We start from the raw sequence: 13,725 nt of genomic DNA on the forward strand, positions 1-13,725 counted from the left end.
CGGCATAGCGTAAGTGCTTCCCCGCACCGCTTTACGGCGCCCCCGGGTCGGGGGCGCCGTTTTTTTCATGCACTCGGGGAGGGAGGCGAGGTGCGCCGAGGATGCCTGCGCGGGCGCAGTGTGCGCCCGGCGGGCGGGGAGAGAGGATCAGGTCGCGCAAGCGCGGGGGGAAGCGCCGGTGTGCATCGAGGGCTACATCAACTGCACCGAGCGCATGCGCCTGCCGGGTGGCGTGCGCGGCAGGCAGGGAGCGCGCGGCGCGCGCCCGCCTGCTGCAGCCGCCTGCCTTACTGCGCGGTCCAGCCGCCGTCGATCTTCAGTTCCGCGCCGCGCATCTCGCTGGCGGCGTCGGAGCACAGGAACACCGCCAGCGCGCCGATCTGCGCGGGCGTGACGAACTGCGCCGAAGGCTGCTTCTCGCCCAGCAGCTTCACCGAGGCTGCTTCCACTGTCAGGCCCTCGCGCGCGGCGAGGGCGTCGATCTGCTGCTGCACCAGCGGCGTCAGCACCCAGCCGGGGCAGATCGCGTTGACGGTGATGCCGGTGCGCGCGGTTTCCAGCGCGGCCACCTTGGTCAAGCCGATCACGCCGTGCTTGGCCGCCACGTAGGCGGACTTGCCGGCCGAAGCGATCACGCCGTGCACCGAGGCGATGTTGATCACGCGGCCCCAGCCGCGCTGGCGCATCGCCGGCAGCGCGGCGCGCATGGCGTGGAAGGTGGCGCTCAGGTTGATGGCGATGACGGCGTCCCAGCGCTCGGCGGGGAAGTCCTCGATGGGGGCGACGAACTGGATGCCGGCGTTGTTGACGAGGATGTCGACGGCGCCGAAGCGTTGCGCCGCGAAGGCCAGCATGGCCTCGATCTCGGCGGGGCGGCTCATGTCGGCGCCGTGGTGCGCGGCGCGCACGCCCAGCGCCTCGATCTGCGCCAGTGCGCCGGCGGCGTCGCCGAAGCCGTTCAGCACGAGGTTGGCGCCGGCCTGCGCCAGCGCCTTGGCGATGCCGAGGCCGATGCCGCTGGTGGAGCCGGTGACGAGGGCGGTCTTGCCCGCGAGCGGGGCGGAAGAGGGGGAGGTAGTCATGAGGGTGGGGATCCTGTGCGTGATCAGACCAGGCCGGTCACATAGAAGGTGGCGATGACGAAGAACACGGCGAGCGTCTTGATCAGCGTGACCGCGAAGATGTCGCGATAGGACTCGCGGTGCGACAGGCCGGTCACCGCCAGCAGGGTGATGACCGCGCCGTTGTGCGGCAGCGTATCCATGCCGCCGCTGGCCATGGCGACCACGCGGTGCAGGACCTCCAGCGGAATCTGCATTTCCTGCGCGGTCTTGATGAAGGTGTCCGACATCGCGGCCAGCGCGATGCTCATGCCGCCCGACGCCGAGCCGGTGATGCCGGCCAGGGTCGAGACGGAGACGGCGGCGTTGACCAGCGGGTTCGGGATGCTCTTCAATGCGTCACCGACCACCAGGAAGCCCGGCAGCGCCGCGATGACACCGCCGAAGCCGTATTCGGACGCGGTGTTCAGCGTGGCCAGCAGGGCGCCGGAGACGGCGGTCTTGGTGCCGTTGGCGAAGCGGTCGCGCACGCGGCCGAAGGCGGTCAGCATCACCAGCAGGATGCCGAGCAGCAGCGCGCCCTCGACGGCCCAGATCGCCACCACGCCCTTGATCGACACGTTCAGCGGAGCGTGCACGCCCGGCAGTATCGACGGATCCACCGTGTACTGGTCGCCGTACCACTGCGGGATCAGCTTGGTCAGCGCGAAGTTGGCCACGCCGACCAGGATCAGCGGAGCGATCGCCAGCACCGGATTGGGCAGGTCGGTCGAATCGACCCGCTCCGGTTCATTCAGCAGCGAATCGCCATAGCCTTCGCCGCGCGCGGCCGCCGCGCGGCGGCGCCATTCCAGGTAGGACAGGCCGACCACCACGATGAAGGCCGCGCCGATGGTGCCCAGCAGGGGCGCCGCCCAGGCGGTGGTCTTGAAGAAGGTGGTGGGGATGATGTTCTGGATCTGCGGCGTGCCCGGCAGCGAATCCATGGTGAAGCTGAAGGCGCCGAGGGCGATCGCGCCCGGCATCAGCCGCTTGGGGATATTGCTCTGCCGGTACAGTTCCGCGGCGAAGGGATAGACCGCGAACACCACCACGAACAGCGACACGCCGCCATAGGTCAGCAGCGCGCACACGGCCACGATGACCGCGTTGGCGCGCGAACGGCCGATGTACTTGATCGCCGCGGCGACGATCGACTCGGAGAAGCCGGACAGTTCGATCACCTTGCCGAACACCGCGCCCAGCAGGAACACCGGGAAGTACAGCTTGACGAAGCCGACCAGCTTCTCCATGAAGATGCCGGAGAACACCGGTGCCACGGCGCCGGGGTCGATCAGCAGGACGGCGCCGAGGGCGGCGACGGGGGCGAACAGGATCACGCTATAGCCGCGGTAGGCGACCAGCATCAGGAACGCCAGGGCGGCGATCACGATGATGAAGGACATCTTGTCTCCAATCGGATGGTCCGTGCGGACACGTTGTCGGGGGAAGGGATGGCACGCGGCGTACGTCGCGCCGTGCGGCGGCGTGGCATCGCACGAAGCGTGCCACTTGCCCGCAAAGCCTTGCCTGGCGCGGCCTGGCAGGCATCGGGGCGGTGTCTCGGCGCCTGCCGGCGGCCGCGCGCGCGGGGCGCGGGCCGGCGGCAGGTACAATTTGTCTCCAAATGGAGACGTCCACCGGCGCACCCGCAGCCCCGCCGCGCGGCGGGGCCCCGCCGCGAAGCACGCGATGAAGCCTAAAAGCCCGCCATGTCTCCCGCATGACAGGGCTGCAATGCTGTCTCGCTATCGAGACCGCATTGTCTCCAACCAGAGAATTCGAGGTCGCCAGCGATACGCGACCCCCTTCGAGACAAAACAATGGATCTTCCGCGCAACGACGCCGCCAGCGGCGCCGACGGCAGCATCGGCATCGACCCCGGCGGTGACAGCGGCACGCTGCTGGCCGACTACGGCCACGTCAGGAAGCTGGCCATGCAGACGCTGTTCGACACGCTCGACCGTTCCAGCGAGGGCACCGTGGTGGTCGACCGCGACGCGCGCATCGTCTGGATCAACCGGCTCTACGCCGCACGCTTCGGCTTTACCGACCCGCGCGACGCCATCGGCCGCGACTGCGAGGCGGTCATCCCCAACAGCCTGATGCGCGAGGTCGTGACCAGCGGCGAGCCCATCCTGCTCGACATCCTGGAGAGCGGCCGCGATCCGCTGGTGGTCACGCGCCTGCCGATCAAGGACGGCCAGGGCCAGACCATCGGTGCGGTCGGCTTCGCTCTGTTCGACGAGCTGCGTGCGCTGACGCCGCTGTTCAGCCAGTACTCGCGCCTGCAGGCCGAGCTGATCGCCACGCGGCAGTCGCTGGCGCAGGCGCGTCGCGCCAAGTACACCTTCTCCAGCTTCGTCGGTACCAGCGCCGCCAGCCTGGAGACCAAGCGCCTGGCCCGGCGCGCCGCGCAGCTCGACTCGCCGGTGCTGCTGCTGGGCGAGACCGGCACCGGCAAGGAACTGCTGGCGCATGCGATCCACGGCGCCTCGGCGCGCGCCGACCAGCCGCTGGTCACCGTCAACGTCGCCGCCATCCCCGACGCGCTGCTCGAAGTGGAGTTCTTCGGCGCGGCCGCCGGCGCCTATACCGGCGCCGACCGCAAGGGGCGGGTCGGCAAGTTCGAGCTGGCGCACGGCGGCACGCTCTTCCTCGACGAGATCGGCGACATGCCGCTGCCGCTGCAGGGCAAGCTGCTGCGCGTGCTGCAGGACAAGGAGTTCGAGCCGCTGGGTTCGAACCGCATCGTGCGCGCCGATGCGCGCATCATCGCCGCCACCTCGGCCGACCTGCCGGCGCTGGTGGCACAGGGCAGGTTCCGCGCCGACCTGTACTACCGCCTCAACGTGCTGACCATCCACGTGCCGCCCCTGCGCGAGCGTCCGGGCGATATCGAGGCGCTGTCCTATGCCATCCTCGACAAGCTCGCCACCCAGCGCGAGGCCGGCCACCTGGAACTGGACGAGGCCGCGTTGCGGCTGCTGTGCGCCTATCGCTGGCCGGGCAATGTGCGCGAGCTGCGCAATACGCTGGAGCGTGCCGTGATGCTGTCCGACAGCGAGCGCATCGACGCGCGCGCGCTGGCGCGCTTCGTCGGCGACGGGCGCGGCAGCGAGGTGTTGCCGCAAGCCGCCATGGAGGACGAACCGGCGCCGCCCGCCGAGGCCGCGCCGCTGCGCTACGAGGCGGCGATGCAAGCCTTCGAGCGGCAATTGCTGGCCGAGGCGCTGCGCGCCGCCGGCGGCCGCGTGGCGGAAGCCGCCCGTGCGCTCGGCATCGGGCGCGCCACCCTGTACAAGAAGATCGCCGCGCTGGGTATCGATGCCGGCGCCTCCCCGGCGGCGCCGGCGGCGGGCAGCCGCGCCTGAGCCCGCGCCGGCCCGCGCCGGTGCGCGCCGGCCTTCAGCGGAAGATGAAGGCCAGCACGGCCTCGCAATGCGCCTCGATGGTCTTCTCGCGCAAGGCGTCGATGCCGTGCGCATATTTCATTTCGGCGGTGAGCAGGTAGGGAACCTGGGCGATGGCGGTCACCATGTACAGCAGCATCACCGGATCGATCCGCGCGAGTCCGCCGGTCTGCCGGCTGACGACCTCGATCAGCGGCACGGTCAGGTCGTGGCGCGGGCGGATGAAGGCCTGCGCCATCCACTGCAAGCGCTCGGAGTCGCGATTGGCCTCCTGCATCATCAGGCGCGCGTGCTCGGGATGGCGCGCGCAATACCGCACATAGTTGCGGATGTACTCCTGCACCGCCTCCAGGGCGTAGCCCTGCGGACCGGGCCGGGGCGGTTCCAGTTCCTGCGCGAAGCGCTCGAACAGGTAGGTGACGCTCTCGCGCCAGAGGCTTTCCTTGTCGCCGAAGTAGTAGCGGATCATGGCGTGGTTGACGCCGGCCATCTCCGCGATCTCGCGCAGGCTGACTGCATCGAAACCACGTGTCGAGAACTGCTCCAGGGCGATGCCGAGTATCTGGGCTCGCGTCTGTTCACTTCGTTCCTGTTGTGCCTGCCTGGCAGTGCGCATCTACAGATTCCTCAGGGGTTCACGCCGGATGGCGCGATCGTCCAGGCGATCTGCGCCGCGGCCTGGAGCGTATCGCGTGGCGCCGCACGGCGTCGTTTCAGGGATTGTACTGAGCCGCGCTCGCTTGACGCTTCCGGCGCGCCGTTGATAAATTATCCGAGTGGATAATTTTACGGCGGATGGCGCAGCGGTTTCCAGGGGGAGACGCTGCTCGCCGGGATCGCTTGCGGGCGAGGGGCGTGGAACGATGGCTGCAAATCTCGACTCGGTAACGTCGCCGGCCCGGCCGGAGGCCCCGGCCGCCGTGCCGGCCGGCGGCGACAGGCTCACGCTGCGCGCGAAGCTCGGCTTCGGCATCGGCGATTTCGCCTTCAACCTGTACTGGCAGGCGACCACCCTGTACCTCCTGTACTACTACACGGACGTCGTCGGGCTGTCCGCGGCCACGGCGGGGTGGATCTTCGGCGCCGCCATGCTGTGGGACGCGCTGTGCGATCCGGTGGCAGGCTTCCTCGCCAACCGCACGCGCACCCGCTGGGGCCGCTATCGGCCTTACCTGCTGTTCGGCTGCATCCCGCTCGCGCTCAGTTTCATCGCGATGTTCTATCCGAGCGCGGCCACCGGCGATCGCCTGCTCGCCTTGGTGCTGGGCACGCACATGCTGTTCCGCACCGCCTACACCGTCCTGTCGATGCCCTATAACTCGCTGATGGCGACGCTGACGCGCAGCAGCCAGGAGCGCGGCGGCCTGGCCGCCGCCCGCATGGTCTGCGCCAGCAGCGCCGGCCTGCTGGTGGCGCTGCTGACACTGAAGCTGGTGCATGGGTTCGGCGCGGGCGACGAGAAGCAGGGCTTCCTGGCGGTGATGACCCTGTACGCGGTGGTGTCGCTGCCGGTCTTCCTGCTGACCTTCCTTTCCACCGAGGAGCGCGTGCAAGCCGATGCGCACACCCTCTCCGTGCGCGACGCCCTGGCGGTGGTGCTGCGCAACCGCGCCTTCCTGCTGGTCTGCGGCATGTCGGTCGCGCTCATGGCCGCCGGTACCTTCCTGTCCAAGACACTGCCCTATGTGCTGAAGTACGCCCTGCACCGGGAAGACCTGATCGGCACCGCGCTCGGCGTGGTCGCACTCCAGGTCTTCATCGCCGTGCCGCTGTGGGCATGGCTGATGCGGCGCACGTCGAAGCGATTGGTGGCCCTGGCCGGCGGCGGGCTTGCCATCGGCGCCTATGCCGTGCTCGGCGCGCTCGGCACGCCGGGTGTTCCCGCCTTGCTGCTGCTGCTGGGCGTGATCGGCTTCGCCAGCGCCGCCACCCTGCTGGCGTCGTGGGCCATGATTCCCGACACCGTGGAGTACGGGGAGTGGCGCACCGGCATCCGCGGCGAAGGCACGATCTTCGGCGTGATCGCCTTCGCGCAGAAGGGCGCGCTCGCCATCGCCGTCGGCGGCGTCGGCCACCTGCTCGGCGCGCTCGGCTTCGCCGCCAACCAGGCCCAGGCGCCGGCGACCCTCGACGGCATCTGGGCCATGCTGTGGCAGGGGCCGATGGCGCTGCTCGTGGTGGGCATGGTGTTCGCCTACTTCTACCCGGTGACGCCGGGCATGCATCGGGATCTGCTGCACGAACTGGGGCGGCGCCGGGCCGCTGCCGGCGCCGCGCCCTGATCGCCGCGAGCTTCCCCTGAACCTCCGTTTCTTCGTTGACCGCGCGGTCCCCGCCGCGCGCTCGGACTCTCGCGCCCTTGGCGCAGCCATTCCAACCCGGAACCACCCGATGCCCGAACTTCATCCTCCCGGCAGGGAAGCCATGCCGTCGTCCCCGCCTGCCGCGGCTTCCTGCTCCTCCCGCGCCGATCCCGACCTGCGCGCCAGCGAGACCGAGTCGCGCATGACCGACGACGAACGCTTCTCGCTGCTGTACAGCCTGATGGTGCGGGTCTTCGGCCGCACCGAGAGGGAGCCGCGCGTGCCGGCGGAACTGCCCGTCATCGCGGGCTACACCAGCGGCGTGCCTCGTCTCGGCATCCCGTCCCTGAAGATGGCGGATGCGAGCCTGGGGCTGCGCCACACCGGCGGCCAGGGCGACGGTGCCACCGCCTTTCCCGCCGGTCTCGCGCTGGGCGCGAGCTTCAATCCGGCGCTGGCGCGGACCATCGGCTGCGTGATCGGCAAGGAGGCGCGTGCGCGCGGCTTCAACGTGGCGCTGGGCGGCGGCATCAACCTGGTGCGCGAGGTGCGCAACGGCAGGAACTTCGAATACGTCTCCGAAGATCCCCTGCTGTCCGGCCTGGTGGGGGCCGGCATGGTCCGCGGCACGCAGGAGGAAGGCGTGCTCGCGGTGCTCAAGCACGTCTCGCTCAACGCCAGCGAAACCAACAAGTTCTTCCTGGATGCCGTCATCGATCCGGCCGCGCATCGCGAGAGCGACCTGCTGGCCTTCCAGATCGCCATCGAGCAAAGCGAGCCGGGTGCCTTGATGGGGGCGTACAACCTCGTCAACGGCGCCTATGCCTGCGGCAACCGCGCCCTCCTGCAGGAGACGCTCAAGGACGCGATGGGCTTCAAGGGCTGGGTGATGTCGGACTGGCTGGCCGTGTACGGCTGGGAGTTCGCCCTGAACGGGCTCGACCAGCATTCCGGCGCGCAGCTCGATGCGCAGGAATGGTTCAACGGGCCGCTGCGGCAAGCGTACGAGGATGGCAAGGTGCCCAAGGCGCGCATCAGCGAGATGGTCCGGCGCATGCTGCGCTCTTACTATGCGGTGGGCATCGACCAGGAACGCCCCTGCGGGCCGGTCGACTTCGCCGCGCATCACGGCGTGGCGCTGGAAGCGGCGCGCCAGGGCATCGTGCTGCTGAAGAACGAGCGGGAGGCGCTGCCGCTGGCGCCGGGCAAGGGCAGGATCGCCGTGATCGGCGGCTATGCCCAGGCCGGCGTGCTGTCCGGCGACGGCTCGAGCCAGGTCATGCCGCCCGCCGGTTATGCGGCGCAGATCCCCGCACGCAGCCATCCCTTGCTGGGGCCCACCACCATGCGGCTGTTCGGGCCGTCGCCACTGGCGGCGCTGCGCCAGCGCTTCCCGGAAGCGGCCGTCTCCTACGACAGCGGCGCGCATATCGCCGAGGCGGTGGCGCTGGCCAGGCGTTGCGACACCGTCATCGTGCATGCGATCCGGCACGAGGGTGAGCGCTTCGACAGCCCGGACATGACCCTGCCGTTCGGGCAGGACGCCCTGATCGACGCGCTCGCGAGCGTCCATGACAACGTCATCGTCGTGCTGCAGACCGGCAATCCGGTGGCGATGCCGTGGCACGCCAAGGTACGGGCCATCGTGCAGGCCTGGTATCCGGGGCAGGCGGGAGCGCAGGCCATGACCGAGGTGCTGGCGGGCGACGTCAACCCGTCCGGGCGCCTGCCGGTCACGTTCCCGGCCAGCGTCGAGCAGACCCCCCATCCGCGCCTGCCGGGTGCCGACGTCGAACTGGGCACGCCCATCCGCGTGCACTACCACGAGGGCGCCGAGGTCGGGTACCGCTGGTTCGCCCGCACGGACAGGCAGGCGCTGTTCGCCTTCGGCCATGGACTGAGCTACACCCGGTTCGCCTACGCCGACCTGCGCATCGATGCCGGCGAGACCGTCACGGCGACATTCACGGTGACCAACACCGGGGCGCACGAGGGTGCGGACGTGCCTCAGCTGTACCTGACGGAAGCGGCCGGCGACGTGCGCATGCGCTTGCTCGGCTTCCAGCGCGTCTTCCTCCGTCCGGGGGAGTCCGCGCGCGTCAGCGTGCGCGCCGATGCGCGCCTGCTCGCGCGCTTCCAGGCCGCCGAGGCGCACTGGCGCATCGACGCCGGCCGCTACCGCCTCGCGCTCGGGCGCTCGGCCGGGGAGCTCGTCCTGCATGGCGATGCCGAGCTCGAGGGGCGGACCTTCGGCCGTTGAGTCCCATGGCGGCGGTGCCGCGCCCTGCGCGCCGCCGCCACGCCGGGCCCGCACATACCAGAACAAAGCAAGAGGAGGAGAATCATGCAGAAGACGATCATCAGGTTTCCCCAGTCCACGAAGTCGCCCGCATCGCCCGCATCGCCCGCATCGCCCGCATCGCGCAAGTGGCCCAAGTCCCTGGCCGGCGCGGCCTTGCTGGCATCGGCCGCCGGCGTCGCGCACGCGCAGTCCGGCGTGACCCTGTACGGTGTGATCGACGTGCCGATCGAATACATCAATCACCTGGCCGGCAGCGCACCGACGATCAACCCGGTCACCGGCGCCGTGACATCGAAGCCGGGCGGGAACAAGTTCGGCATGGAGACCAACGGCGGGCTGTCGGGGTCGCGCTGGGGCCTGCGCGGCGTCGAAGATCTCGGGGGCGGCCTGCAGGGGCTGTTCGTGCTCGAGAGCGGCTTCGGTGCCGACACCGGCCAGTCGCTGCAGGGCGGGCGCCTGTTCGGGCGCAAGGCCTATGTCGGCCTGCAGAGCGACCGTCTCGGCCAGATCGCGCTCGGCCGGCAGGACACGACCATGTTCACCATGCTGGGCAACTTCTCGCCGAGCAAGTATGCCCTGCTGTTCGAGCCGATCGTTGCGCTGCTGGGCACGACCTACGGGCAGGACAACGTGATCAGCTACCAGGCGGTCAAGGGGCCGGTGACGGTCAAGGCCCACTACAGCTTCGGCGTCGGCACACCGGCCTTCGGGCTGACGCCGCTCGCGGGGCAGGGCGCGGGCGAGACGCCGGGCCACGCCAGGGACAACACCGCCTACGGCGCGGGCGCGATGTACCTGGACAACCGCTTCGGCGTGACGGCCAGCTATGACCAGTGGAACCCCGCCGCAACGGCCGGCAGCCCCGGCACGGTGAAGAAGGCGGCGCTGGCCTTCGCCTACTACCTGCCGCGCACGAAGTTCGTGGCAGGCTACCGCTGGGGCCAGAACAAGGACGCGGGCGGCAACACGCTGCTGCGCGACGATTTCTGGTGGGTCGGTGTCAACCACGACCTGACTTCGGCGCTGTCGCTGAGCCTTGCGTACTACTACGACAATCAGAAGATCCTGCGCACGAACGCGGTGCAGCCGGCGCTCAATCCGGTCAACCCGTGGCAGGTGAACCTGATTGCGGACTACGCCTTCTCCAAGCGCACCGACGTCTATCTGACGGTCGCTTATGTGAAGAACTCCGGCCTGAACTTCGATTCGGCGGCAATCAGCTTTGCCAACGGCGCTTACCTGACGCCGGGCAGCAACAGCCAGATCGGCGCGGCCATGGGTATCCGCCACAAGTTCTAGTCCACTGAATCATTGAAATGGGCGGGGAAGGACATGGTATGCGGGCCATCGCTCGCGCGGCGGGCTCGATCGGCTCGATTGACGCGGCAGGCCGGGCGCCGCGAGGATAGACATCATGCAACACGGAAACCGCAACGTTATGTTCTCCAGGCAGCTACGCCCGGCGCGATGGATCGGCGCCGCCATCGTCTTGGCAGCGGCCGGCGCGGCCGCCGCCATGTTCGCCACGCGAGCCGGCACGGCGGCGCCCGCCGCGGCCGGGGCCGCGCCCCAGGTCATCCTCGGCGATGGCGTCCATGGCCCGCGCGGGATGGCCTGGGTACCCGGCGGCGCCTACCGCATGGGCAGCGACAGCCCGCTCGCGCAGGACAACGAGCGTCCGGCGCACACGGTGCGCGTGCACGGATTCTGGATGGACCGGCACCACGTGACCAACGACGAGTTCAGTGCCTTCGTGGCGGCCACCGGCTATGTCACCACCGCGCAGAGGACACCGGACTGGGACACGATCAAGGTACAGCTGCCGCCGGGCACGCCGCCTCCGCCCACCGGTGCGCTGGTGCCCGGCGGCCTCGTCTTCGTCGGCACGGAGCACCCGGTGCCGCTGCAGGACTACTCGCGCTGGTGGCGCTACGTGCCAGGCGCGGACTGGCGCCATCCGCAGGGACCGGGCAGCTCGATCGAGGGCAAGGGCGACCACCCCGTCGTGCAGGTGTCTTATGAGGACGCCGAGGCCTATGCCAGGTGGGCGGGCAAGCGCTTGCCGACCGAGGCGGAATGGGAGTTCGCGGCGCGCGGAGGCCTGGAGCAGGCGAACTACGCCTGGGGCGACAGCTTCGCCCCGGACGGCAGGCAGATGGCCAACGTCTGGCAAGGGCAGCAGGCGCAGCCCTTTCCCGTGATCAGTCCCAAGGCCGGCGGCGCCGCCGGCACCAGCGCCGCCGGCACGTTCCCCGCCAACGGCTATGGACTCTACGACATGACGGGGAACGCCTGGCAATGGGTGGCCGACTGGTACCGCGCCGACCAGTTCGCGCGGGCCGCGGCGGACGCTGCGGCCGCGGTCGATCCGCACGGCCCCGGCGACAGCTGGGATCCTTCCGAGCCCGGCGTGCCCGAGCACGCGCCCCGGCGGGTGATCCGCGGCGGCTCCTTCCTGTGCAACCAGGACTATTGCCTGAGCTATCGCCCGAGTGCCCGGCGCGGGACCGACCCGTACAGCAGCATGTCGCACCTGGGCTTCCGGCTGGTGATGGACCAGCAGGCCTGGCATCCGGCGCGGCCGGCCAGCGCGCCCGCAGCGCCCGCCGTGCTGGCCGCCGCGATGCCCTGAGCCCGCATCAGTCCCCGCATCAACCCCCGCATCAACGCGGCAGGGCCCCGCCCGCCGCACCGTCTCAATCTCGAGGAGGCGCTATGCCCTTACCGAAACGAACGCACCAGGGCGTCCTGCGCCTGGTCCTGGCCCTGGGCAGCATGCTGCTGCCCGCCGCGCATGCCGGCACGCTGCCCGCGCAGCCAGGCCCGCAGCCAGCCCGGCCGAACATTGTGTGGATCACGGTGGAAGACATCACCACTTTCCTCGGCGCCTACGGCGACCGGGAAGCGATGACGCCGAACATCGACCGGCTCGCCAGGGAGGGCGTGCTGTACACCCGCGCCTACCAGGCCGCGGGGGTGTGCGCGCCCGCGCGCGCCGCCCTGATCACCGGCATGTACCCGACCTCGGTGGGCGCGCAGCACATGCGCACGGGCCCCGGTGAAATCCAGATTCCCGGGCGCGCCATGGCGCCGAAGCCGGACGGCATACCGGCGACCTATTCCGTGGTGCTGCCCGAGCAGGTCAAGGCCTTCCCCGAGTACCTGCGCAAGGCGGGCTACTACACCTCCAACAATCAGAAGCAGGACTACCAGTTCGAAGCGCCGGTCACGGTGTGGGACGAGAACGGCCCCGCCGCCTCCTTCCGCAACCGCCCGGCCGGAAAGCCGTTCTTCTCCGTCTTCAACTTCTTCCTGACCCACGAGTCCATGGTGGCACTGCGCAAGGATCCGCTGCGCGTGGATCCCGCCCAGGTCGCCGTGCCGCCGATCTTTCCGGACTCGCCTGCGGTGCGGGGCGACATCGCCCGCATGTACACGAATATCCGGATGATGGACGACCAGGTCGGCGAGTTGATCCGGATGCTCAAGGAAGATGGCCTGTACGACAACACCATCATCTTTTTCTTCTCCGACAACGGCGGCAACCTGCCGTGGATGAAGCGCGAGATCCTGGAGCGCGGCACGCATGTGCCGCTCATCGTGCGCTTTCCCGGCGGCGCGCACGCCGGCACGCGCGCCCGCGAGCTGGTCAGCGGGGTCGATCTCGCGCCCACGGTGCTCTCTCTCGCCGGCGTGCCGGTCCCGGCCTATATGCAGGGCCAGGCCTTCCTCGGCGCGCAGCGGGCCAAGGTGGCGCGCCGCTACGTGTTCGCCGCGCGCGACCGCATGGATACTGAGTACGACCGGGTGCGGATGGTGCGCGACGGACGTTACCGCTATCTCTACAACTACATGCCGGAGCGGCCCTACTACCAGGACCTCAAGTTCCGCCTGATGCTGCCCATGATGCGCGACATCCTGCAGCGCAAGGCGGACGGCACGCTGCCGGCCGCCACCGCGGCGTGGTTCGGGCCCAAGCCGGTGGAAGAGCTCTACGACGCCGAGCGCGATCCGTGGGAACTGCACAACCTGGCGGACGATCCGCGCTACCGGGCCAAGCTGGAGGAACTGCGGCAAGCCTTCCATGACTGGACGGCCCGCTATGGCGACATGGGCGGCATTCCCGAGCGCGACATGCTCAAGCAGATGTGGCTGGGCGGCGACAAGCCGCCCGCCACCGCGCTGCCAGAGGTCCGCGAGGTGGCCGAGGCGGGCGGCGGCGTGCGGATCGCCTGCGCCACGCCGGGGGCATCCATCGGCTACTGGATCGAACGCCCGGGCGCCGCGCAGGTTCCGCCCCGGCATGTGGTGCAGAGCTGGGACTACGAGCGCCTCGCCGCCGAGATGCTCGGCAAGGGCTTCGCCAAGGTCGGCGACATGCGGCCGGTGCCGCAGGCATGGACCGTCTACGACAACGAAGTCATCGCGCTGAAGCCGGGCGAGATCCTGCACGTCAACGCGATGCGCATCGGCTATGCGCCGGCGCGCATCGACTACGTCGACGGCAAGACGTCGGCGCCCGGGCAGGACTGAGGCGTGCCGGCGGATCGCCGGTGCGCGGTGCGCCGGTGCGCCGGACGCCCCCGGGCGTCCGGCCTGCGCTTGCG

The 13,725-nt window shown here is 69.9% G+C and carries 9 protein-coding genes; 6 read left to right on the plus strand and 3 right to left on the minus strand.

Going from position 1 to position 13,725, the window contains the following annotated elements; translation table 11 throughout:
- Nucleotides 1-287: 287 nt before the first annotated feature.
- Together BKK81_RS23020 and BKK81_RS23025 are read right to left on the minus strand one after the other, a co-directional pair.
- Complete coding sequence (locus tag BKK81_RS23020; protein WP_071018011.1) at nt 288-1,082, minus strand: 3-hydroxybutyrate dehydrogenase; 795 nt, start codon at nt 1,080-1,082, stop codon at nt 288-290.
- A gap of 23 nt (nt 1,083-1,105) precedes the next feature.
- Nucleotides 1,106-2,506, minus strand: a complete 1,401-nt coding sequence (locus BKK81_RS23025; protein WP_071018012.1) for a GntP family permease — start codon at nt 2,504-2,506, stop codon at nt 1,106-1,108.
- Between the two features lie 531 nt (nt 2,507-3,037).
- Between BKK81_RS23025 and BKK81_RS23030 the strand changes: the two genes are divergently transcribed.
- Nucleotides 3,038-4,474, plus strand: a complete 1,437-nt coding sequence (locus tag BKK81_RS23030) for a sigma-54 interaction domain-containing protein (RefSeq protein ID WP_071022101.1) — start codon at nt 3,038-3,040, stop codon at nt 4,472-4,474.
- Between the two features lie 34 nt (nt 4,475-4,508).
- Here BKK81_RS23030 and BKK81_RS23035 read toward each other — a convergent pair whose 3' ends face one another.
- A complete protein-coding gene (locus BKK81_RS23035) occupies nt 4,509-5,129 on the minus strand; it encodes a TetR/AcrR family transcriptional regulator (RefSeq protein ID WP_071018014.1) in 621 nt (206 codons plus the stop codon).
- A gap of 247 nt (nt 5,130-5,376) precedes the next feature.
- Between BKK81_RS23035 and BKK81_RS23040 the strand changes: the two genes are divergently transcribed.
- From BKK81_RS23040 to BKK81_RS23060, 5 genes are all read left to right on the plus strand, one after another.
- Nucleotides 5,377-6,795, plus strand: a complete 1,419-nt coding sequence (locus BKK81_RS23040) for an MFS transporter (protein WP_083384370.1) — start codon at nt 5,377-5,379, stop codon at nt 6,793-6,795.
- Between the two features lie 109 nt (nt 6,796-6,904).
- Nucleotides 6,905-9,076: a beta-glucosidase family protein gene (locus BKK81_RS23045; RefSeq protein ID WP_197524045.1), complete on the plus strand. Its 2,172-nt coding sequence runs from the start codon at nt 6,905-6,907 to the stop codon at nt 9,074-9,076.
- Nucleotides 9,077-9,160: 84 nt separating this feature from the next.
- The gene (locus BKK81_RS23050; protein ID WP_083384371.1) at nt 9,161-10,417 is read left to right on the plus strand and encodes a porin; all 1,257 of its coding nucleotides are present in this window, start codon (nt 9,161-9,163) and stop codon (nt 10,415-10,417) included.
- A gap of 115 nt (nt 10,418-10,532) precedes the next feature.
- A complete protein-coding gene (locus BKK81_RS23055; RefSeq protein ID WP_156811426.1) occupies nt 10,533-11,750 on the plus strand; it encodes a formylglycine-generating enzyme family protein in 1,218 nt (405 codons plus the stop codon).
- Nucleotides 11,751-11,833: 83 nt separating this feature from the next.
- Complete coding sequence (locus BKK81_RS23060; protein WP_083384372.1) at nt 11,834-13,651, plus strand: sulfatase family protein; 1,818 nt, start codon at nt 11,834-11,836, stop codon at nt 13,649-13,651.
- The last annotated feature ends 74 nt before the right edge of the window (nt 13,652-13,725 follow it).

The organism is Cupriavidus sp. USMAHM13, from assembly GCF_001854285.1.
Lineage (GTDB): Bacteria > Pseudomonadota > Gammaproteobacteria > Burkholderiales > Burkholderiaceae > Cupriavidus > Cupriavidus malaysiensis.

Bases quoted from the DNA above. Each gene is read 5' to 3' on its own strand.
- BKK81_RS23055 (WP_156811426.1), top strand. From the start codon at position 10,533: ATGCAACACGGAAACCGCAACGTTATGTTCTCCAGGCAGCTACGCCCG.
- BKK81_RS23030 (WP_071022101.1), top strand. From the start codon at position 3,038: ATGCAGACGCTGTTCGACACGCTCGACCGTTCCAGCGAGGGCACCGTG.
- BKK81_RS23050 (WP_083384371.1), top strand. From the start codon at position 9,161: ATGCAGAAGACGATCATCAGGTTTCCCCAGTCCACGAAGTCGCCCGCA.
- BKK81_RS23020 (WP_071018011.1), bottom strand. From the start codon at position 1,082: ATGACTACCTCCCCCTCTTCCGCCCCGCTCGCGGGCAAGACCGCCCTC.
- BKK81_RS23040 (WP_083384370.1), top strand. From the start codon at position 5,377: ATGGCTGCAAATCTCGACTCGGTAACGTCGCCGGCCCGGCCGGAGGCC.
- BKK81_RS23025 (WP_071018012.1), bottom strand. From the start codon at position 2,506: ATGTCCTTCATCATCGTGATCGCCGCCCTGGCGTTCCTGATGCTGGTC.
- BKK81_RS23060 (WP_083384372.1), top strand. From the start codon at position 11,834: ATGCCCTTACCGAAACGAACGCACCAGGGCGTCCTGCGCCTGGTCCTG.
- BKK81_RS23045 (WP_197524045.1), top strand. From the start codon at position 6,905: ATGCCCGAACTTCATCCTCCCGGCAGGGAAGCCATGCCGTCGTCCCCG.
- BKK81_RS23035 (WP_071018014.1), bottom strand. From the start codon at position 5,129: ATGCGCACTGCCAGGCAGGCACAACAGGAACGAAGTGAACAGACGCGA.